Source organism: Verrucomicrobiia bacterium, assembly GCA_036405135.1.
Lineage (GTDB): Bacteria > Verrucomicrobiota > Verrucomicrobiia > Limisphaerales > JAEYXS01 > JAEYXS01.
The window spans coordinates 57,146-79,359 of the sequence record DASWYF010000016.1; the positions used below are offsets into that span (position 1 = coordinate 57,146).

Sequence of the window (22,214 nt, forward strand, 5' to 3'; positions counted from 1 at the left end):
CCGCGCCCGGTTCCATTGAAAGTTCTCATCCTCAAGCCCAGCTCGCTTGGCGACATCATCCACGCCTTGCCGGTGGCGCGTCTTCTGAGGTTGCAGCATCCCGGTTGTGAGATCCATTGGTGGATCAGCAAGGATTTGTTGCCACTGCTGGAGGGTGATCCGGACATTGCTCGCCTGATCCCGTTCAACCGTCGTCGCTGGTGGTCGCCAACGTGCAAGACAGGTCTGTGGTATACGGTCAATCAAGCGCGGAAGGAGAGGTATGATCTAGTCATCGACCTGCAAGGGTTGATGCGAAGCGCGATTTTCTCATGGCTTGCCCGCGGAACATTCACGGCAGGAGTCCTGGACAAACGGGAGGGAGGCTCCGCGCTTTATGATCTGGCCGTGGAAAGACCGGGCGCAGAATCGCATGCGGTGGACTGGTATCTGGAGGTGGCCAAGGCGGTGGGACTGAAAACGGAGGTTCCATTCACCTGGATGGCTGAGAAGCCCGATACGATGGCAGAGGTGCGGCGAAAGTGGAAAGTGGAGGGAGCGCGGTGGGTGGTGTTATGTCCGGGAGCGCGCTGGGATAACAAAGTCTGGCCGCTGAATTCGTTCGTAGAACTGTCCCAGAAACTTTTGCATGAACACCGGGATGTGAAGATCGTGGTGATCGGTGGGCGTGAAGACATGACGCGTGGACGCGTCTTGCACACGGTGGATCGTGAACGAGTCCTGGATCTGACGGGCTGCACGTCTCTGGGCGAGATGGTGGAGTGGATACGTCTGGCGGATGTGACGGTGACGAATGACACGGGACCGATGCATGTGGCCGCGGCATTGAGCAAGCCGGTCGTGGCATTCTTCGGCCCCACAGCGCCTGAACGCACCGGACCTTACGGACAGATCGATCAAGTTTTGCGTGCGAACCTGCCGTGCATGCCCTGTATGCAACGGCGCTGTCATTTCGAGGAAACGATGGCTTGCCTCCACCGTATCACACCTGAGCAGGCAGCGGCCCGCACGTCCGGTTTCCTCGGTTGATTTTTTCTGAATAGCCTTTCAAAGGGGGGCGTCACTTCTTGTGCCGGTGAGTGGCGATGGTTCAGGTCCGGCTTGTTGAAAAGTGAATATTGCCACTTGAACGTGGTGGGACGGCCCGCCACATTGTGTAGCATGAAATCATTCGTTTGGGGCCTTCTTGTTGCAGTGGGCATGGTCGTGGGCGGGGATTTGCACGCGCAGTTCCAGCCACAGCAGGCGTTGAAGGTGCAGATTTTTACCGAGCGGCAGCAGTTCCTCACGCAGGAACCGATGCAAGTATCGGTGAGGGTGTACAATTACACCGGAGAAGCACTCATCCTTGGCCAGGAAGCGGACTGGATCAGTTTTTCCGTGGAGCCGATGGCAAACAAAAGCATCGTGCGCCAGGTAAGCGAGCCGGAAGTGGCAGTGCCTGCTTTCGCCGTGAACACAGGTGAGATGGCGACGCGCCGGGTGAATCTGGTGCCGCATTTCGAGATCGTGAAGTCCGGACGGTACAAGATCACGGCGACTGTGAAGTGCGGACGCTGGGGTGAGAAGTCCAGCGAACCGCTGATGGTGGATGTGGTGAGCGGAACCCCTCTATGGGTGCGCGAGTTCGGTGTGCCGGGACCGAATGGTGTGGAATCTGAGCTGCGGAAGTATCAGGTCGTCCAGACGCGCCATATGGATGCGAGCCAGCTTTATATCAAAGTGACGGATGCCTATGACAGCAAAGTGTACGGAGTGCATCATCTGGGACAGATGGTGATCGAGCACAAGACGGAGCAGCAGACGGACCGCAACAACCGGTTGCACGTATTGCACCGTTCCGGCCGTTCGTTTTTCACCTATTCCATGGTAGATTACGACGGTCGCATCATCCTGCGCCAACGGTATGAGCAAGATGGCATCCGGCCGGGGCTTCAGCCGACTGCATCCGGCGAAGTTTTAGTATCCGGCGGAGTGAGAACGAGAGTGGCATCGGACATCGATCCGCTGGCAGATGAACTGGAAGCAGAGAAAAAACGACAACAGCAGCAACAGCAGACGCAAGCACCATGAGTTGTATACACGCGCCGACCCGATTTTTGCTGGCCTTACTGTTGTTGGCGTGTGTCACGGTCACAGCATTTGCACAAACCAATCTTCCGCCCGCAAAGGTGGAAGTGATCCGGCTGAAGAATGGTGATCGGATCACGGGTTCCGTGTTGAAGGAGGATGAAACGTCCTTGCACATGGCGACCAAGTGGAACCCCAGTCTGGTGGTGCCCAAAACGGAGATCGAGAAACGTGAAGAGCAGGGTGTAGGGGCCGAGCCGGTGGCCGTGTTGCCGGTCCCGGCTGTCATCGACCCGCCCAAACCTGCTCCAGCCCCAGCGCCTGTGGCGGCAGTGCCACCTGCAACGCCCCCGAAACCGGCCGGTGTTTGGAAGGCGAATATCCAGCTCGGCGCTGATCTGCGGCAAAGTACTGTCAGCAGCTATCTTTATTCGGCCAGCGCCAAGGTCACTTACACACGTGCCGAGTGGCATAATTCGGCTGACTGGCGTTATTCCTATGGCAAGAGCGGGAATGTGCTCTCTGCCGACCGTATGGATGGGACTCTCAAGACGGACATGGATCTGGGGCAGGAGAAAAAGTGGTTCGTGTATGCTTTGGGAGGTGCCGGTTATGATGAGGTGAGAAAGATTGACTATCAGTATGAGTTTGGTCCCGGCTTGGGTCGTCATATCTTGACGCGCACGAACATGACGCTGAATGGGGAAGCCGGCTTCTCCTTCCAACAGCAGAATTTCAGCAATGCCTCACGTCGTAGCGACTTGCGCCTGCGCGTCGCAGAGGATTTTTTCTGGCGAATCAGTCCCAAAGTGAAGCTGGAACAGAAGGCGGAGATACAACCGGCTTTCGACGATCCCGCCGATTACCGTATCCGCCTGGAAGCGGGGGTCAGTTACGCGCTTTTCAACAACGTGTCCTGGAACGTAACAGTCATAGACATCTACGATAGTGATCCAACTACGGGCGTTTCCAAGAACGATCTTCAGGTGCGGTCTGGGGTGGGCATCAGTTTTTGATGCCCGGCGGCCTCACGGAAGCGATCATTCGAAAAGCTCTTTTAAGTTCCGAACGCGCGCTTCGACTTCCTTTTTATAAACCATCGCCCGGTTCAAAGAGGTCTGCTCGGTCTGGCCGATGAATGGGTCGAGTTCGATGCGGATGGCCACCATCGGGTCGCCATTACGGTCGTGGACGGGCATGGTGACTTTCACGATGTCTTTGCCGTGGAAAAGCATGGGGGTGTTCGCATCAATGGTTCTGATCGCCACCGTCCGGTCTTCTTCCAGTTCGGGACCAAGCACGGGCTTGTTGCTGGCGAGCAATACTACGTTCGTGCTGCCCACTTTTGGTCCGTAAATCTTGACGGCAAGCGTGCGCGGAAAACGCTCCATCAATACATTGATGATTTTTTGGGCGTATATCTCACGCGGGGTGTAAACAACCTTGGATTGGGTGAAGTGAGAGACGGAATCAGACTTGGTCCAAAAACCGACCTTGCCGGTGATGAAAGAATTGTCTGTAAGATCGGGGATCACCTGCTTGCCGTTCAGGAAGCAGCGGATCTTGTTGGCCTCGCATTGGACAGCCATCTCCTGCCAGACACCCGTGGGTATCTCGATTTCCGGTCCGATGGGCGGTTGACGCAGGCCGTTTACGACCTTGTAGAAACGGAAGGTATTGCCGATGCCGCTGGCGCGCAGAACATAAAAGTTATGCTGGTCCTGTGCGCGGAACACGATGCCAGCCATGCGTTCTTTGGTTCCGGAGACGAGTTTGAATTTGGTGGTGAATGTGAAATCACCAAAGACATCGCCTTCATGCAGGAAGATCGGAAAACGTTCATCGGTGGGGTCGGTGCTGGTTTGCGCCAGCACGACGGCCTTGGTAGTGGCATTTCCCTTCGATGTGAGGGGAGCGAATGACGATGGAGCTTCATCCATCATCACCTGCCATGTCGGAGCGGGACCGCTGCCGATCAACATCGATTTAAACCCATCCGGTGTTTTGCCGGTCGGCGTCTTGCTGAAATCAAATACAACTTCCGCTGCTCCGGCGTTGAGGCTCAGAAACAGGCTGGCGGCCAAAAGGCAAATTCCGCGTAACATGGTGCGTGAGGTTAACAAAGAAGTGACGGCGCTCAAGGCTTTGTGATGGAAAAACAAAAGGGGAGACGCAGCGCGTCTCCCCTTGGTTCGAAATGATTGCTTAGTAGAGCATGTCCGCCACGGTGCGGCCAGCCGGGATGAACGGCAGCACGTGTTCCGTGTAAGGTGTCACGACGTCCAGGACGTAAGCCGTCTTGGAATCCAACATGCGCTGGATGGCGGCCTTCAAGTCCTTGCGATGGATGACGCGTTCGCACGGGATGTTGAAGCTCGTGCAGACCTTCACGTAGTCAGGATAGACCTGCGCGCGGTTCTCGGGGTTGCCGAGATACGTGTGGCCGCGGTTGCCGCCGAAGAAGTTGTCTTCCCATTGCACCACCATGCCGAGGTGCTGGTTGTTCAAGATGATGGCCTTGGCGGCGATCTTCTCGACGTTCGCCGTGGCGAGCTCCTGGATGTTCATCAGGAACGAGCCGTCGCCATCGATGTCAACAACGTGCTTGTCCGGGCAGGCGACTTTCGCTCCCAGTGCGGCGGGGAAGCCATAACCCATCGAGCCGAGACCGGCGCTGGTGATGAACTGGCGCGGAAACTTATACTTGTACCACTGGCCGGACCACATCTGGTGCTGGCCGACGCCCGTGGTGATGATCGCTTCGCCCTTCGTCAGCTCATAGAGCATCTCGATGGCCATCTGCGGGAGGATGACTTCGCTCTCGTGACCGCGCAGGTGATCCTTGATATGATCACTGTTCGCGATCTCCGGGGTCACCTCGTAATGCAGTGCGCCCTTCTTCTTCCACTCGGCGATCTGCGCGTGCCACGCGGGGAATTTCTTGGCGATGGGCCGCTTGGCGATCATCGCGTTCAGGCGCTTGAGGGTGTCCTTCAAGTCACCGACCACCGCGAGGTGAGCCTTCTTGTTCTTGTTATGCTCGGAAGGATCGATGTCCACGTGGACGATCGTGCCGTGTTTGCAGAACTCATCGAACTTGCCCGTCACGCGGTCATCGAAACGCACGCCGAACGCGAGCAACAGGTCCGCGCCGTCCTTGAGCTTCACCATCGGCTCAGTGGGGTTCGCGCGATACTTGAATTCACCGCTCACGGCCCAGTTCGCATAAGCGGCACCGTGCATGCCCAACCAACGGAGGGAGAGGGGATGCGTTTCCGGGAAACCGCCCACGCCCATCAAAGTGGTCGTGACCGGGATCTGCGCTGCTTCCGCGAACTTCAGGAGTTCCGCGGCTGCGCCGGAGGTGATGATACCACCACCGCAATACAGCACCGGACGCTCAGCCTTCTCGATCAGGCCGATGATCTCGTTCAGTTCGAGTTCGCCTGCCTTGTTATCCGGCTGCGTGTAGCCCGGCAGGCCTTTCTTCACTTCTTCGAGTGAAGGCCAGCGCGGTTGCGCCTTGGCTTGCTGGATGTTCTTCGGGAAATCGATGACCACGGGGCCCGGACGACCGCTCTCGGCGATGTAGAACGCCTCCGCCACGATGCGCGGGATGTCGTTGATGTCCGTGACGAGGTAGCTGTGTTTCACCACCGGCATGGTCACGCCGATGATGTCCGTCTCTTGGAACGCACCGCGACCGATCATGTTCTGATTCACCTGGCCGGTGATGGCCACCAGCGGGCAGGAGTCGAGGTAAGCGTCGGCGATGGCCGTGACGAGGTTCGTCGCGCCGGGGCCGGAGGTGCCCATGCACACGCCGGCCTTGCCGGTGGCGCGGGCGTAACCTTCCGCGGCGAAGCTGCCACCCTGCTCATGGCGGGGGAGGATCGTGCGGATCTTGGACTTCGTGAGCGATTGATGGATCTCCATGCTCGCGCCGCCCGGATAAGCGAAGATCGCTTCCACACCGGCGCGCTCGAGGGCTTCGACAAAAATGTCGCGACCCAGCATCAACGGGCCGACTTCGGCGCGTTGCTTGGTTGGCGTTTGCGCCTTGGCGGTGGACTTCTTCGCTTTCGCTATGGTGCCTTTGCTCATACTGACTTTTCTCTGTGTTTTACAGCCGGTGGCCGCGAGTAAATTAAAAACCCACGACCGTTGCCAGCCGTGGGTTCTTGTCTAAATCTTGGTTAAAAACGACAAGGTCCAGCGGCAGGGCTTACTACCCCCGCTACTACTACCAGAACTTGTACGCTAACGGTCATTTGTGGGCGAAGATATTAGAGAAATACCCCTGTGGGTCAAGCCTCTAATCCAGAGGAAATGACGAATGACGAAATCCGAATGACGAAGGAATGAAATAGTGACTAATGCCGATGTTAGTTGTTTGCTTGCAAGAGTTTATGGTTATTCTTTCGAGTGGAAAACGGCACGGTTGGTAGGGCGCGGTGTCCTCACCGCGCCGCCGCCGAAGCCTGAATCATCTGAATTCTCCAAAAACTAACTAACGTCCAGAGGCAGCCTTGATGAATCTATCTGCCGCAAACTAGTCGCACCCCGGCCCGCTGAGGACAGACGGGCCCTACCACCCTTGCTCATTCCTTCGTCATTCAAGCTTCGACATTCGTCATTCCGCCTTTGGCGGCGCTACGCCGGTTCCTGCTGGCTGATGCAGTGGAAGGAGCCCAAGCCCCAGATCAGTTCCGTCGAATCCACGCCGATGACCTTATGGCTCGGCATCTCGCGCTGGAGGATATCGATGGCCTTCTGATCGTTCTTATGCCGATACGTCGGCACGAGCACGATGCCATTGGCGATGTAGAAGTTCGCGTAACTGGCCGGGAGCCGTTGACCATCGAACTCCACCAAACCCGGCATCGGCAATTCCACGACTCGTAAAGGACGCCCATCCTGATCCTTCATCGTCTGGAGCCGTTTCAGGTTTTCTTGGAGGAGATGATAATTCTCATCCTGCGGATCTTCCTCCACGATGGTGACGACGGTGGTGGGGTTCACGAAACGCGTGAGGTCATCCACGTGCCCATCCGTGTCATCACCCACGATGCCATCGCCGAGCCAGAGAATATTCGTCACACTGAGGTAATCCTTCAGATACTGCTCGATCTGTTCCTTCGAGAGATCGGGATTGCGATTCGGATTCAGCAAGCACGCTTCCGTGGTGAGCAAGGTGCCCTTGCCATTCACATCCAGCGCGCCGCCTTCCATCACAATGTTAGGTGAGAAGAGGGGGAGCCCGCGCAACTTCGCGACATGCTGTGGTACGGCGTCATCCAGGTCGAATGGCGGATACTTGCCACCCCAGGCGTTGTAAGCCCAGTCCACGATGGCGCGCTCATGTTTGCCACCCTGATCGCGCACAAGGAAGATCGGACCGTGATCGCGGCACCACGGTTCATACGTGGGGAAATGATGAAACTTCACGCGTTCCAGCGGCGTGCCGTTGTCTTTCAACAACCCGCGCACCCAAGCCTCCATCTCCGCGTGCCAGACGTTGATATTCACGTCCTCCACCTTCACGAGATGCTTGATCAGCTCCGCATAGACCGGCGGCACCGTGTCGTATTTATCCGGAAAGCTGATGCCCTCAGGACGAGGCCAGGAGAACCAAGTGCCCGTGTGCTGCTCCCACTCTGCGGGCATGCGATAGCCAAGTTGTGCCGGTGTTGTCATTGGATCAAAGTAACGTCAAAGCAATTTCGATGACTTCTGTTAAACGGGGGAAGGGGAGGCGTAAAGGAGAAGTTTGTTAAGTTATGCCGACGGAGGCGATCAGGCACCCCTCAAAAAACAAGAACGTGCTGCGTTCGCCCCATCTCGGTAGGGATGCGGTGCTCCGCGCTCCCTATCGGGAGGGGCTGAACCGTAGGAATGTCATTTCTGCTCCCTGTGACCGGGCAGAGCGGCTTCTTTCTCCTTCTGCTTTTCGCTGTAGCTTACCAGCCCTGCGCCGACCAAAATAAGGATCACTCCAAGCCACCGCACGGAACTCACTTTTTCCCCCAGGAACCACGTGGCGGCAAAGGTGGTGAAGACGAAGCTCAATGCGGTGAGCGGCCAGACGAAACTGACATCGCCGCGGGACATCAGGATCAGCAGACATCCGAAGAAGAGCGCTTCAAAGAGCACGCCGAGCAGGATGTGTTTGTTCGTGATGCCTGCTTTGATCACGCGGATGATCTCAGTCTTGTTGAAGCCGTTGATCTCACCCATCTCGGTGATGCCTTTTTTCAGGCACACCACGCCGACGGATTCAAAGAACAGGCCGACGAGCAAAATGAGCAGCAGCTTCCACATGGGCTTAGAGTGTGTCAGGAACTATTCTGGAGCAAATCGCAAAAATCTGCTGACAGAGAGTGGGGAACTGAAAAAGTCGGGGGTATTTCTTGAGGGGTGAAGGGTGTTTTTCGATGGCCGGTTCAAATTGCGAGCACGGCGGTGAAGGCCAAAGTTAGGGCAAAGCGGCAGCTTTGCCCCACCATAAGAAGGAATAGCCAGCCAAGGTCACTCTTTTGCTCGCCAAAACACTTGTGGGTAATGCTCATCCCGTTGAGGGGAGAGTGAGAACAAATGGATGTGTCTCTCCGTTATCGACCCGCTAAGGTTCATGACATTCTCTAAAGATCCTGATAGCGGATGAGGCGGATGCCTTCTGCTTCCACCAGTTGGCGGACGCGCGGGCTCACCAACGCCTCATACTCGTGCTTAAACTCGTCCAGCGAGGGATGGGAGTACAGCTCCGAATCCCCGGCGGGCAAGCGCTTCAGCAACTTCAGCACATAAGTTTCATCCACCCGACCGTTTTGCAACAGGCCGAAGACTTGGTCCGTGTGCCGTATGTCCTGTCGCTTCAATCCGGGACGGACATAGGCGGAGAGCAGATTGAAGATCACAGCATGGCTCGTGCGATAAAGCCACTCACCACCCGCGATGCCTGCATTTAATCCAAACGGGTCACGCGTGACGCGCATCTGACGCATGCCCAGATCAATCGCGTGATGGCGGAGGATGCTGAACACGGTGGGATGCATGTGCATGTTCAGATGCCCGTTCACGTGATCGAGCTTGAGCTTGGTGAGGCCGAATTTCTGGAGCTGCGCGCGGATCTCGTGGCGTAATTGCGCACGCAGATCTGTATTGAAGAAGTAGCGGATGCCTGCACTGACTGCGCTGTTGCTGAACTGATACCGATTGTCCACCAATCCCGGGATCTCAGTGGGCTTCAGGCTGGAGCGACCGCATACGAGCGAGAGATGCAGGCCCACTCCCAGATCCGGATTTTCATGAGCCAGCTCTACCGCTTCTTGAAAAGCGCTGCCATTCACCATGAGGCTGGCCGTGGTGAGGATGCCTTCCTTGTGGGCACGGATGACTGCCGCATTGATGCTTGCAGAACGGCCAAAATCATCAGCGTTAACTATCAGTCTCCTTGTCTTCTTAGCGGATTCCATACCCTGGCACTGCGCTACCCATGGTCATCCCCAACCAGGTGCGGAAAATGAGGGAAATCTTTTGCGGCTTGCTCAACCGGATCTTCTCAGGTCCGAAGACGTTGAAATCCACGGTCTCCAGCTTGACCAGCAAACGGCCGTAGACCATCCCCATCAACTCCGCCGTCATCATGTTTCGCTTGTCCTCCGGCGGCAAGGTTTTCCGCGCCAAATCGTAAAAAGCACGTGCTTGCGTGGCGACGGACTTCGCCAGATCCCGGAACTTGGACGTGTATTTGAAATCCAAAATCTCCTGCTCCGTCACGCCGTGCTTGCGGAGTTCCGCCAGAGGAAGGTAGATGCGGCCACGCTCGGCATCATTCCGCACATCGCGCAAGATATTGGTGTATTGCAGCGCCTTGCCCAGATGCACGGCGTATTCTTTGCACGCGGGATTCTTGTATTCGAAGATCTGGATGCTCAACAAGCCGACCACGGAGGCGACGTGGTAACAGTAGTTCTCCATGTCCGCCATGGTCTCGTAGCGGAACGTATCGAGGTCCATCTCGCAACCGCGGATGAGGGCATCGAAGTGTTCGTATTGCATGCCGTAACGCTGGATGTAGGGCTGCAATTCACGATTCACCACGAACTTCGGCTGGCCGCCATCACAAGCGATACGGATGTCCTCGCGCCACTCGGCGAGTTGTATGCGGCGCGTTTCCACCGGCGCGGTCTCTTCATCTGCCACGTCATCCACCTCACGGCAGAAGGCATACAGTGCGGACATGGCGTAGCGTTTCTCCTCTGGCAAAAGAATAAATCCCGCCGTCAGATTGGACTGGCTGCGTTGGGTGATGCCTTCGCTTACTTGTGCGCTCACGAGGCCGCCTCCTTATTGCAGGAGGAACGAATCGGCGGCAGACCGCCGGTTTCGGCCAGAGTCTGGCCGCGTTTACGGAGCGAACGAGAAGATTGGTCCAGTTTCTTCACCTGGGAAGTGGTGGGCGTGTTTGGCTGGTGCCGCTTTTGCTTGCGACGGTAGTACACATAGAAGACTACCATCAACGTCACCAGCAGGCCGACACCGACGGCAGGCACCATCACGGTTGCTTGATCTAGCGACGTCCCGCTCTGGGACATCCGCTGGCTGTTGATCTGCGTTTCTAGTGTTTCGCTTTTCATGCGTCCGCGATGGCGTCAATCACTTGCCGCCCGCTTCATTGTCTTCTGCATCATCGCCGGCCTGATCGAGGCTGATGTTCAGCCGTTGCATCCGGTAACGCAAGGCATGACGGCTCATCTTCAACTGTTCTGCCGAGCGCGACAAGCTGAACCGGTTCTGCTCGATGGTGGTCAAAATGAGCTTCTTCTCATAATCCGCCAGTGCGTCATCGAGCGATTGCGCCACAGGCAGGCGCGGGCTTTCACCCTTCTGCAAGCGGTTCTCCAGATGGAAGTCCGGCAGGCTGCTCACGATGATCTCCTGGGTGCCTTCGAGGATCACTGCCCGCTCGATGACATTCCTCAGCTCGCGCACATTGCCCGGCCAGTGGTGGGCGAGCAGGTGGCCTTCGGCGTTCTTGGACAGGCGTTGCACATGCTTGCCCATGATCTGGTTGAAATGTTTCAGGAAATGCTCGGCCAGCAGAATGATATCGCGACCACGTTCGCGCAACGGGGTGGGGCGGAACTGCACGACGTTCAGGCGATGATAAAGGTCTTCGCGGAAATGGCCGTCTTCAATGGCTTTGATGACATCGCGATTGGTTGCGGCGATGAGGCGGACGTCCACCTTGTGCTCGTCATTGCCGCCGACGCGGGTGAATGAGCCGTCTTCGAGGAAGCGCAGAAGCTTCGCCTGCAAGGGGCGGCTCATGTCGCCGATCTCATCGAGGAAAATGGTGCCGCCATGGGCTTCTTCTACACGGCCGATCTTTTGCTTGAGCGCACCGGTGAAGGCACCTTTCTCGTGGCCGAAGAGTTCGCTTTCCAGCAGCATCTCAGGAATGGCGGCACAGTTGATGCGCACATAATTCTTCCGCGTGCGCTGGCTCAGGCTGTGCATCGCACCGGCGATCAGTTCCTTGCCCGTGCCGCTTTCGCCGAGGATGAGGACGGTGGCATTGGTCGGGGCAACGGTCTTGATGAGCTGACGGAGTTCCTTGAGGCGCTGTGATTCGCCGATGATGTCTTCCAGCCGATACGTCTCGGAACTGCGCGAACGGAGGGATTCGTTCTCCTTCAACAGTTCGTGGCGTTCACCGCACCGTTCTACGATGTGCAGCAGTTCTTCCGGGGCGAAGGGCTTGGCGAGATAATCCATCGCTCCGGCTTTGATCGCCTCCACTGCCAGCTTGGTGGTGGTGTAGGCGGTGATCATGACGATGGGGAGCTGCGGCCAGCGGGCTTTGACCTTGCCGAGAAATTCATAGCCGCTCATGCCGCCGAGACGGGCATCCGTGATGATCATCAGGTGCTCGTCCGCATCCAGACGGCGCAGCGCCTCCTCCGCGGAATCGACGCAGACGACGTCATAGCCTTCCTCTTCGAGAATCGTCTGCAGGGAGACCCGCATGTTCTTCTCGTCATCGACGACCAGTATGGGTGGCAATGTACGGCTCATCGGTTGATACGCATCATGGTTCTTGCCGGGAGATTTAAGATGAACTTGGCTCCTTGTCCAATCTCAGATTCCACTGACAGTGTGCCGCCATAGATCTCCACATTTTGGCGTGCGATGGCCAATCCAAGGCCGGAGCCCTTTTCCTTGGTGGTGAAATAGGCCTCGAATATTTTGACGATCTTCTCGGCCGGGATGCCCGGACCATCGTCTTCAAAGGTGATGATGACGGTGTAATCTTTGGCGTTGCGCGCGGTGATCTTGATGCGGCCTTCGCCGTCCATGGCCTCCCGGGCATTGGTCAGGAGATTGACGAATACCTCGGAGAGATGGCGCTGCTGCATCTGCAAGGCGAGGAGGTCGGAATCGTAGTCGCGGACCACTTTGATCTTTTCGTGGGTGCCTTTGGGAAAAACGGAGTCGATGGCTTTGTTCAATTCCTCACGGACATCGAGCTTCTCGACTTTGCCTTCGGCGAGCTGGGCGTAACCCATAAGCTCGGTGATGATGCGGTCGGCGCGTTCCACTTCATCGCGGATGATCTGGATCTGTTGCAGGGCGGATTTTTTGCCCTCAGCGGCCATGCTTTTCTGCAGGGAATAGGAGGCGTTCGTGATGATGGCCAGCGGGTTCTTGATCTGGTGGGCGATCTCGGCGGCGACGCGTCCGGCGGATTGCAACTGTTCCTGGCGCAGCAAATGTTCGCGTGAATCTTCTTCTGCCTGCCGCTGGCGATTGAACAGGATCTGCAAGCCATAGCTGCAGGCCATGACCAGCAGCATCAGGAAAACGCGGATGATGTAGGGCTGGTAGGTGTAGCCCTTGATGCGCATCTGTGTGTCGGTCAATCCGAACTGCGGTTCGATATCGAACGTGATGGAGGTCTTATCGATGATCGCGGCGGCGACATAGCAGACGATGAGCAACAGGTTCAGGCTAATCTGCCAGGGGGCAGAAGGTATGCTGACAGAATTCCGGATGATGAGAGCGAGGAAAACCCAATAGGCATAGGTGTTCAAACCGCCAGTGAGCATGGTACACATGGCGAGGATGAGGGCATCCATCAGGTTGTTCACGAACACGGTCCATTGGACAAAGCGGGAGCTGTAGCGATTGTGACGCACCAGCACAAAAGCCACGCTACAATTGAAGATCAAATAGGCGATGAGGACCATCCGGATGCTCTCGATGGGGAAATCGCCGTCACCCAGATAGCGGACGCCATCGAATTCTCCGGAGAAAAAGAGGAAGTAATAGACCATCGCGATCAGGATGGCTTTCACGGGGAGGACGACATTCTCCTCCATGAACCCGATGCGGCGCGATTGCTCCTGCGGATCAACCGGCGGGCTGATCAACACACTGGCCAATCCTTTGAGCGTCTTGAATCTCATGCCCGCATTTGGTGGCACGTCTAGGTGGTGCCGAGCAGTTCCAATGCTTTCGCGGAAATTTTATCGATGGGCCACAAACGGCCGATGCCTTCGTAACCGCAGGAGAGCATGCCTTCATCCGGACCGATGAATTGCACACCGCGTTCTTTCAAAGTCTTCACGTTCGCCTGCGTAGCGGGGTGGAGCCACATCTTCCCGTTCATCGCGGGGGCGACGAGGATCTTCGCCTGCGGATTTAGGGCGAGGGCGATGCAGCTCAGGGCGTCATCGGAAAGGCCGTGGGCCATCTTGGCGAGGATGTTCGCAGTGGCGGGAGCGATGAGGAGGAGATGGGCTTCATCGGCCAGGCGGATGTGGCTGGGCTTCCAGCCTTCCTCTTCATCGTAGAGATCGGTGACCACGGGGCGGCGCGTGAGCGTCTTGAAGGGCAGAGGAGTGACGAAGCGCTGGGCATCGGCGGTCATGGTCACGTCCACGGTGGCACCGGCCTTGGTGAGGAGGCTGGCGAGGTCCACGGCCTTGTGCGCGGCGATGGAGCCGGTGACGCCTAACACGATGTTCTTCGTAGTGCTCATGACGTGGCTTTCAATGCTTCGGGCAAGGGCAGGCGCTTGGTGCGACGATGCTCGGCGTGGATGATCTCTTCCAGCGCCGCCAAGTCCTTCTCCCGCGTCTCGCTGAGGAGAAGATAGTCGAAGTGGGGCGCTTGTTCGAGTTCGTGAGTGGCTTCCTGTAAACGACGGGCGAGAACTTCGGGTGTTTCGGTGCCGCGACCGTTGAGGCGGGCTTCGAGTTCTTTGCGCGAAGGCGGCGTGAGAAAGACGGTGACCAAGGCGCGTTCGAGTTCGGGATCGGTCTTGGCGAGTTGACGCACGGTGGCGGCACCTTGGACGTCGATGGTCAGGAGGACATCGTGACCGGCGCGCAATTTACCGAGGACTTCGCTCTTCAGGGTGCCGTAGCGGTTGATATAGACATCGGCGTATTCGAGGAACTCACCGGCGGCCACGCGGCGGTTGAACTCTTCCATGCTGAAGAAGAAGTAATGCACGCCGTGCTGTTCACCGGGGCGCGGTTGGCGGGTGGTGCAGGTGACGACGCGGATGATGTCCTTGCGCTTGAGGAGGAGGTTGTCACCCAAGGTCGTCTTGCCCGCGCCGGAAGGAGCGGAGAGGACGACCAATAAAGCCTGTGATGCGTTGTGACCCATGATGCTTGCCCGTTACTATTCGATATTCTGCACCTGTTCGCGGAAGCGTTCCAGTTCCGCTTTGATGATCACGACGTCGCGGGCGATCTCAGCGTCGTTCGCCTTGGAGCCGATGGTGTTCACCTCGCGATTCATCTCTTGGGAGAGGAAGTCCAAGGTGCGGCCCACGGGTTCCTTGGCCTTCACGCATTCCTCGAACTGGCCGAAGTGGCTGTTCAAGCGGGTGAGTTCTTCGGTGATGTCGGAGCGGTCGGCGAAATAGACGACTTCTTTGATGAGGCGTTCGTCTTCCACTTGTGGCAAATCGAGACCGGCGTTTTTGATGCGTTGCTGCAATTGCTCGCGATAACGCACTTGCACTTCCGGGGCGCGCTTGGCGATTCGTTGTACGGCGGACTTGATCTCTTTCAGGCGGGCGACGAGGTCTTTCTCGAGTGATTTGCCTTCGCGCTCGCGCATCTTCAACATCTCGGCGAGGGCTTGTTGGAGGGCCTTCTGCAAGTCCGGCCAGTAATCTTCGGCATCGGATTCGTCTTCGGCGGCTTGAACGACGCCGGGGGAACGCAGGAGGAGGTCCAGGGTGACTTCGTCGTTCTTGAGCTTGAGTTCTTTGGCGAGGCGTTTGAATTCCTTCACGTACGCCTTGGCGAGATCATCGTTCAGGCGGATCTGACCAGCGGCCTTGTCCTTCGCAGCATGGAGGGCCACGCGCACGACGATGCGGCCGCGGGAGATGCTGCGGTTGATCTCATCGCGAACTTGCGCTTCCAGCGGTTCCAAGTTGCGCGGCAAGGTGAGCGCGATGTCCGTCTGCTTGCGGTTCACCGAGCTGGCTTCCACGGAAAATTTATAACCGTTTTGAGCGCATTCCCCGCGCCCGTATCCCGTCATTGATTTCATGCGAGGGAGATTATGCGGGAATGGCAGAGGAAAGTCGAAATGAAAGCGGGCTGGGGAGGAGAAGACACGAATTTCACGGATTAGCACGAATTAGGAGGGTGAAAAAGGGGGATTTGAACAGGAGCGAACAGAGGGAACGGAGTTTTGAACAGAAGGGAGCGAAGGGGGAGGGAAGCGAGGACGGGGACGACGACGAGAACGAGGATTGAGGGGAAACATCGAACATCGAACGCCCAACTTCCAACATCGAGAGGAAGGAGGTTAGCGCCGACTAATGTCGGCGGCTACGGTTTTGAGGACGATGGGCGCGACATCTTAACGGGGGAGGTGACGGTCGGCGAAGGTTAGGTATTGTTGCCAGTCATACGGGGTGATGTCGTGTTTGCCGGTGCGGAGGTGGTAGCGGATGGTCTGGCCGATGGGGTGATCGGGTTTGGGCCACGCGGTGGTGCCGAGGCCGGGGCGGCCAAACAGTTTGTAAACGGGTTCGGCGTGGAGGGCGCTGAGGAATTCGCCTTTGGGGTCGGCGAGGGCGTCTTCGGTGGCGCTGGCGATGTAGAGGGGCCGAGGGGCGATGAGGGCGAGGAGAGTGTGTTGATCGAAGGGGAGGTCTTGCGGGCGGTCGATGTAGTCGCGGAATTTGTCGCTGTAGCGCCAGGAGGCGTGGGCGATGGAGTAGGCGATGTTTTCGCCGAAGTTGCGCCGGGCCAGGGATGCGCCGCCTTCGCCACTGTTGTTTGAGATGACGAGGGCGAAGCGTTCGTCTTGGGCACCGGCCCAGAGGGTGGCTTTGCCGTGGCGGGAATGGCCGAAGATGGCGACGTTGCGGGCGTCCAGGTAGGGATTTGTCTCGAGGTAATCGAGGGCGCGGCTGAGGCCCCAGGCCCACGCGCCGAGAGCGCCCCATTCGGTGGGCTTGCGTTCGGTGCGGCCTGATTGCTTGAGGGCGTAACCGCGGATGCCGTCGCGCCAGCCTTCGAGGTGGTCGGGTTCGACATCACCATAATAAAAGGTGGTGACGGCGTAGCCGCGTTGCAGGGCGAGTTCGAGGGGCCAGCGGGAGGCGTGGACACCGCGGGTGGCTTCGGTGGCGCGGTTGTTCACGATGCCCATGTCGGCAGAGGGACGCATCCAGCGGTCGGAGAGGGGGATGGTGGGATCTTTTTCGAGGCTGGCGTTGCCGAAGTAATTCAGGCCGAGGAAAACGGGGGCGGGCTTTTTCGCTCCGTTCGGCACGTAGAGCATGAGGTGGATGGACGGGGCGGCGGGGTCATCGAAGAAGCGGAGGGTGATCTGGGTGCGGGTGGCGAGGCCGTTCACGGCGTCTTTGCGAGTGGCGGTGATTTCTGAGCGGAGTTTGACGGGGAGCTTCGGGGTGTGGCCGTACATGAGGTCGCGGAAATCTTGGAGGATTTCGCCGCGACGGAGGGTGGTCCATTCGTTGGTGGTGGTGATGGGGTGGCCATCGCGGGCGAGCAAGGGATCGGGCAAGGTGTAGGGAGCGACTTTGGATTCGTCGTAGTTGCGGTTGTGGGAGGTGGATTCGGCGGCTTGGGCGAGAATGGGGAGGAGGGTGAGGGAAAGGGCAAACATCGAACACCGGTTGCACCGGCTGGCCAAAACGCCCAACATCGAACATCGAAAGAAGAGGGGGAGGAGAGTGAGTGATGTGTGTAAAAGGTTCATTGTTGGGTGGTTGAGAATCACTGTCTGCTTGAGGTTAGCCAGCGTCAAGCTTGGTAGGATTTTTGAGGAGGAACAGGTTGACCGCGAAATACGCGGAATATTCGAAAAGGGAGAGAGGGGTGGGGCCACAAACAAGCACAGAAGGCGCAAAAGGAAGGGAGCATCGAAACCGGTTGCACCGGCGGGCCAATTTTTTTTGGGGGAAACATCGAACATCGAACATCGAACATCGAACATCGAACATCGAACATCGAACATCGAACATCGAACATCGAACATCGAAATTAGGAAGTTCCGCCTCCCGAGCTTGGCGGCTATGAAGAGGGGAAATTGAACAGGAGAGAAACAGAGGGAACGGAGTTTTAACAGAAGGGCGCGAAGATACGCGAAGGGGGAATTGAATAGCCAATCGACAATAGCATCTAGAGCGGTTCAAGAAATACTGTAGCCGATTGTCTGGGGAGCGGAGCGAGCGGTCTTTTTGGGTCAGGGCGTCGTTTCGGCTCAGTCACAGGGTCCTTGGAACCTGCTCATTCGCCAAAGCCTCGCCCTGACCCAAAAATCCTCGCTCCAATCGACCACAGTATTTCTTGAAACGCTCTAGCCAAGGAAGAAAGGGCTAACCACAGAGAGGTGGGGTTTTGAACCGCGAAATACGCCAAATACGCGAACAGGAGTTCACCAAGCGAACGAAGAGAGGGTGACAAATAAGGACATGAATCAGGCAATCCTACCTTGCTGAGTTGTTGATTGTTGCTGGTGCTTCTGAGGTTGAGGCGTTGGTGGTTGCAGCGGGAAGGGGAAGGTTGCGGGATTGGTGGTATTTGGCCTGGAGGTTGGTGATGAAGCTGGCGCCTTGATGCGGGAGTTTGTTTTCAGCAGCGATGGCGGTGATGAGGAAGAGCAGGTCGATGCTGCGGGCGGAGCCTTTTTCGCGGAAATATTTCTCCATGGTGTCGAGGGTTTTAAGTTCAGCGGGGAGAATTGGATTAGTTTTGCGGAGATCGGTGAGCAGGGCTTGGGCGGCGGGGATACCGTCTTTTTCTTCGGCGATCAGTATCTGCACATACCATGACAGGGCGCGGGTTTGGAGGAAGTCATCGGCCTGGGTGGCAGCTTGCTTGGCTTGGGCCCAATCCGTGGTGCTGAGTGCGGTATGAAGCTGGCCGATGATGCGTTCGAGTTCGATGTAGCCTTGCTTGGTTTCTTTGATGGTTTGTTTGGTTTGGTCGCAGGCGGTGAAAGATAATAGTAAAAGAATGAGCGTGAGCTTGATGAAGTGGATGGCGGGGAGGCTCATGCTCGGTATGAGAAGATGATGGCGAAATCGGGAATTGTCACCAGTTCAAATTTGAGTTTGGCTTTCAAGCAAGACATTGGTGCTACTATTGCGGTAAAAGGTGGAGCATGGATTTGGTATGACAAAATCACTTTTCTTCAAGTGTGTGATGTTCCTTTTTGCGGGGCTGATAATTTTTGGCATTGGTTATGTCGGGGGAGCGATAGGTGGAGAAGGGTGCAAGGGGCAAGGAGGGTTGGCAGATTCATTTACTCATACGCAAAGAAATATGAGTGTTGCTGAAAATGGGGTGCCTTTTCAGCTCACTTTTCGGGTGAGTGATACGAATGGAATACCTGTGGTGGGGCTCTGCTTCACGTGCATACCCGTTCGGGATACGTAGGAAACATCACAGATAGTAATGGTTTTTTAAGGGTTTACTACGGAACGAAATGGTTTCCAAAAGTCACTTTGAATAATCGAGATGCCATACATTTTCTCCTCAATGGAAATGAGGAAAGGGTGGATATATCCAAGAGCGGTTTGGATTTTACCATTGTCACGGAGTAGGCGTCTTGCGCTGATTGATGGAATGTTTTTTGGGGTAAGCAGCAGGGTGATCGTGGCGGCGTTTGTGATGAGGTGGGAAATGTTATTTCGATTTCGAATCTGGCACGCCCTCCGGGATTTAGCGGACGTGAGTGTCAGAGCCTCCTTCGTCGGCTAAGGAAGGAGCGGCCCGTCGGTTGCACCGAAGGCCAGCAGAGAGACGGGCCTTACCATCTGCTTGCGATTGTTTGCGAGCGGCTGCTTAATTTGTCTAGCCGTTGTAGTTGTATTTCTGGGCGAGTTTGGGGAAGAGGTCGGCGACTTTGTCTTCGTCCCAGCGTTCGCCGGAGGGTTCTTCGGGTTGGGGCTGGGTGCGAGGGAGGTCCTCGCCGCCGCTGAGGTCTTCTTCCACGGTATCCAGCACGTATAGATAGCCTTCGTAGTGAGCGATCTCGGCATCGTAATCGATGTCGGCCAGGTATTCAGGATTCGCGAGGGCTTGCTCAAAGGTTGAGCGGCCCATGGAGATGAGGGTGCTGCGGAAATCCATGAAGGAATCGTCTGAGCAACCATGACCGATGATGTAGGCGGCGGCCCAAAGCGGCCAGTGATAGGCGAGGTCATAGCATTCAGTAAAGTACGCGTGAAAAGATCTTACTTCGGCCAAGGAGAACTTGCGGAGCTCGGCCTCCAGCAGTTCGCATTTTCTATCCATGTCGCCTTTGGAGGCGTGGTGGACGCGTTCAACAAGGGTCCAGAATTGGTCGGGGGTCATAGGGTGATGGATTTTATGTGTGCGCCTGAGTGAGTGTGTATTCCTGTCACTTTTTGTTTCGGCTGTGGTGGGTGAAGTAGTCTTTGGCCGGGTTGTCAAAAGCGTCACGGTAGTTCTCGTCTGCACCGGCCTTGAGCAGGGAATCGTAGATCTCAAAGCGGCCCAAGCCGGCGGCCCACATCAAGAGAGACAGCTGGTTCACCACGATGGTGGGATTCTTTTTGGAAAGGCATTTTTCCGTGTATGCATCCAGTTGCTTTTGCGTGGTGGGTGGGGTGATATCAGCGTTACAATCGGGAATGCCAGCATCGATAGAAAGGCCGTTGGCGAGCAATTCAGCCACGCGTTTCCATTTGTTCTTGGCGATGGCGTAGACGGCTTCCTGTTCGGGACTCAGGGAGCCATGGAGGGCCAGGTGTTTCACTATCTTTTTGCAGTCAGCAATCTGTCGTTGGGACCAGTTCCGTGAATTGGCTCGCAGCGTACCGGCGAGAGCGATACCAAAGGCGGTTTCACCAAAGCGGCCCGTATGTGCCGGGTCGGCGCCGTGTTTGATCAGGGTCTCGAAGGCTAACCAGGAACCGCGAGCGGCAGCATAAATGATGGGTGTGCAGAACATCTCGTCGATCTCGTGTGGGTCGCTACCGGCTTCAAATTTGGCGACGGCTTCTTCGACCCCGCCGTAGCGCAGAATCTGGGAGGCGGTGCGGTTCGGGTGTTCGGGAGCGGGTGGCATGGGTGTGGTGGTTTATTTTCGTATTTCCCTGGAATGAGATTATGGCTGTTTCCAGAATTGCCACCATTTGCGTTTCTGAGGTTGCTTTTTAGAGACGCTGGCCAGATCGCCAGCCTTCCACGCGGCGTAGCGCTTATCGATGATCACTTTGATGCGGCCGTAGGTGTCATCGTTGAACGGGATGTGGAACTCTGAGGGGAGATCGCCTTGGAGAGTGGCGATAAGATCCGAGAGGTAGAGCCCGTGATCGTAGTCGAAGTAGGCATCGGCGAATGCGTTGCCTTCATCGGTGAGCATGTCACTGACGAGGCAGCGGTCCAGGGAGTCAAAGTAATCGAGCGCAGAGATTTCGCCGGTGCGAACGGCTTGGTAGTCATCGGGGGAATCTGTGCGGAGCCATTCATCGATAAAGTCGTGCTCGATGCACCAGCGGAAGAAGAAGACGATGTGGTGCGAGGCGTGCGACTCGGGGAGCCCATACTCTGCGATGGTTTCATCGTGCCATTTGGCTTTATCGTATGCTTTGGGCTGGTTCACCTTTGATATCGCCAATCTAGTGAGGATTAGGGAGCTGGCCAATGAATTTCAGAATCCAAGCAGAGGGGGCTGGTTGCACCTGCGGGCCTATTCGGGGAGAAGCCGCGAATTGTTTCAGGTTTCAGGTCCAACGTTTCAAGTCATGGGAAACGCGTTCTTGTTTGGTTTTGAGAGGAAGAGGCGATGAGTCCTATAGGTCTTATGGGACGAATAGGTTAAATTTGTTTACTTAGTCAATTTTAAAGGATGTTCGCAGGGCTGTTTTTGGGTGAAAAAGGGTAAATCTTCGATTGGATTTTGCTGTGTTGGAAGGGGTTGGAAGGAATGTCGCTGTGGGATAATAGATTTCTGTGGTTTGAGGGGTTGAGAAAGTAGATAGTGGGATTGCTGACAACTCGTTGTTGGTAAAGGCGGGGCAAAGCCGGTTTCTGGTTCCTAGTTTGAAGTTTCGAGTTAAGGACACGAACGGCTGAAATCCCAAGTCATCAAACATGTTGGTGCGATTTATTGCATTGGTGTGTCCTGCGTTGGTGGGGAGGTGACAGCCTTATGGGATCATCAGGTTAAGAGACGGGGCGGGAATGGGGGCACCCCTCATCCTCAATCCTTCTCCCCTCCGAGGGGAGAAGGAAGATGGCAAAGCGCTCGTCTCTTATAGGATCTGTGGGTGTATCGGGTGTTGGATCGGGGCGCGTAAGCTGGAGGGGGAACGGGACGTCGGTGGGCGTAGGATTTTATGACTCACCGGGGAATCCCTAGGTCGCAGGTGCGACCCTGGTACCCACTGCGGAACCAGCCGCGCCAGGAACGGCATCAGAGTCTGGCCTCCCTGTGAGGAGGAGCCATAGGCCAGATACATTAACAGGGGTCGGATGGTTTCATTGCTCTTTGACATAGTTCCTTATTAAGGAACGCAGAATTAAGAATGGTGAATGAAGAAAGGGGGCACCCTCATCCTCAATCCTTCTCCCGGCCGAAGTTCGGCTTCCAAGGGAGAAGGA

20 protein-coding genes are annotated in these 22,214 nt (G+C 56.5%); 3 read left to right on the top strand and 17 right to left on the bottom strand.

The features are described 5' to 3' along the window. Nucleotides 1-15: 15 nt before the first annotated feature. From waaF to VGH19_07725, 3 genes are all read left to right on the top strand, one after another. On the top strand, nt 16-1,029 hold the full coding sequence (waaF, locus tag VGH19_07715; GenBank protein ID HEY1171235.1) for a lipopolysaccharide heptosyltransferase II: 1,014 nt from the start codon (nt 16-18) through the stop codon (nt 1,027-1,029). A gap of 132 nt (nt 1,030-1,161) precedes the next feature. Continuing rightward, nucleotides 1,162-2,073, top strand: a complete 912-nt coding sequence (locus tag VGH19_07720) for a hypothetical protein (protein ID HEY1171236.1) — start codon at nt 1,162-1,164, stop codon at nt 2,071-2,073. Then, nucleotides 2,070-3,086, top strand: coding sequence for a DUF481 domain-containing protein (locus VGH19_07725; GenBank protein HEY1171237.1), 1,017 nt, complete (start codon nt 2,070-2,072; stop codon nt 3,084-3,086). Before VGH19_07720 ends, VGH19_07725 begins: the two co-directional genes overlap by 4 nt. A gap of 24 nt (nt 3,087-3,110) precedes the next feature. Here the strand turns inward: VGH19_07725 and VGH19_07730 are convergent, their stop codons facing one another. The 17 genes from VGH19_07730 to VGH19_07810 all read right to left on the bottom strand — a co-directional run bounded on the left by VGH19_07730 (nt 3,111) and on the right by VGH19_07810 (nt 21,213). Further along, the gene (locus VGH19_07730) at nt 3,111-4,175 is read right to left on the bottom strand and encodes a family 16 glycoside hydrolase (protein ID HEY1171238.1); all 1,065 of its coding nucleotides are present in this window, start codon (nt 4,173-4,175) and stop codon (nt 3,111-3,113) included. A gap of 100 nt (nt 4,176-4,275) precedes the next feature. Then, complete coding sequence (gene ilvB / locus VGH19_07735) at nt 4,276-6,087, bottom strand: biosynthetic-type acetolactate synthase large subunit (GenBank protein HEY1171239.1); 1,812 nt, start codon at nt 6,085-6,087, stop codon at nt 4,276-4,278. Nucleotides 6,088-6,723: 636 nt separating this feature from the next. Further along, nucleotides 6,724-7,767 (bottom strand): agmatine deiminase family protein, encoded by a 1,044-nt coding sequence (locus VGH19_07740; protein HEY1171240.1) that lies wholly within the window; start codon nt 7,765-7,767, stop codon nt 6,724-6,726. A 201-nt stretch (nt 7,768-7,968) separates the two neighbouring features. Next, the gene (locus VGH19_07745; protein HEY1171241.1) at nt 7,969-8,391 is read right to left on the bottom strand and encodes a DMT family transporter; all 423 of its coding nucleotides are present in this window, start codon (nt 8,389-8,391) and stop codon (nt 7,969-7,971) included. A gap of 320 nt (nt 8,392-8,711) precedes the next feature. Further along, nucleotides 8,712-9,545 carry a hopanoid biosynthesis-associated protein HpnK gene (gene hpnK / locus VGH19_07750; GenBank protein HEY1171242.1) on the bottom strand — a complete coding sequence of 278 codons (834 nt, stop codon included), beginning with the start codon at nt 9,543-9,545 and terminating at the stop codon, nt 8,712-8,714. Then, entirely contained in the window at nt 9,532-10,407 is an 876-nt protein-coding gene (gene hpnD, locus VGH19_07755; GenBank protein ID HEY1171243.1) for a presqualene diphosphate synthase HpnD, read from the bottom strand. The genes hpnK and hpnD overlap by 14 nt, the downstream gene beginning before the upstream one ends. After that, on the bottom strand, nt 10,404-10,709 hold the full coding sequence (locus VGH19_07760; GenBank protein HEY1171244.1) for a hypothetical protein: 306 nt from the start codon (nt 10,707-10,709) through the stop codon (nt 10,404-10,406). Before VGH19_07760 ends, hpnD begins: the two co-directional genes overlap by 4 nt. A 19-nt stretch (nt 10,710-10,728) precedes the next feature. Next, nucleotides 10,729-12,150 (bottom strand): sigma-54 dependent transcriptional regulator, encoded by a 1,422-nt coding sequence (locus tag VGH19_07765; protein ID HEY1171245.1) that lies wholly within the window; start codon nt 12,148-12,150, stop codon nt 10,729-10,731. Then, on the bottom strand, nt 12,147-13,541 hold the full coding sequence (locus VGH19_07770) for an ATP-binding protein (GenBank protein HEY1171246.1): 1,395 nt from the start codon (nt 13,539-13,541) through the stop codon (nt 12,147-12,149). Before VGH19_07770 ends, VGH19_07765 begins: the two co-directional genes overlap by 4 nt. 20 nt (nt 13,542-13,561) lie before the next feature. After that, on the bottom strand, nt 13,562-14,116 hold the full coding sequence (locus VGH19_07775; protein ID HEY1171247.1) for a flavoprotein: 555 nt from the start codon (nt 14,114-14,116) through the stop codon (nt 13,562-13,564). Further along, nucleotides 14,113-14,751, bottom strand: a complete 639-nt coding sequence (gmk, locus tag VGH19_07780) for a guanylate kinase (GenBank protein HEY1171248.1) — start codon at nt 14,749-14,751, stop codon at nt 14,113-14,115. The genes VGH19_07775 and gmk overlap by 4 nt, the downstream gene beginning before the upstream one ends. 15 nt (nt 14,752-14,766) lie before the next feature. Further along, a complete protein-coding gene (locus VGH19_07785) occupies nt 14,767-15,651 on the bottom strand; it encodes a YicC/YloC family endoribonuclease (protein ID HEY1171249.1) in 885 nt (294 codons plus the stop codon). A 315-nt stretch (nt 15,652-15,966) separates the two neighbouring features. After that, complete coding sequence (locus VGH19_07790) at nt 15,967-17,244, bottom strand: acetylxylan esterase (protein ID HEY1171250.1); 1,278 nt, start codon at nt 17,242-17,244, stop codon at nt 15,967-15,969. Nucleotides 17,245-18,067: 823 nt separating this feature from the next. Beyond that, the gene (locus tag VGH19_07795; GenBank protein HEY1171251.1) at nt 18,068-18,637 is read right to left on the bottom strand and encodes a hypothetical protein; all 570 of its coding nucleotides are present in this window, start codon (nt 18,635-18,637) and stop codon (nt 18,068-18,070) included. Between the two features lie 799 nt (nt 18,638-19,436). After that, the gene (locus tag VGH19_07800) at nt 19,437-19,940 is read right to left on the bottom strand and encodes a DUF4240 domain-containing protein (protein ID HEY1171252.1); all 504 of its coding nucleotides are present in this window, start codon (nt 19,938-19,940) and stop codon (nt 19,437-19,439) included. Nucleotides 19,941-19,986: 46 nt separating this feature from the next. Further along, nucleotides 19,987-20,676, bottom strand: a complete 690-nt coding sequence (locus VGH19_07805) for a hypothetical protein (protein HEY1171253.1) — start codon at nt 20,674-20,676, stop codon at nt 19,987-19,989. A 39-nt stretch (nt 20,677-20,715) separates the two neighbouring features. Next, nucleotides 20,716-21,213: a hypothetical protein gene (locus VGH19_07810; protein HEY1171254.1), complete on the bottom strand. Its 498-nt coding sequence runs from the start codon at nt 21,211-21,213 to the stop codon at nt 20,716-20,718. Nucleotides 21,214-22,214: the final 1,001 nt, after the last annotated feature.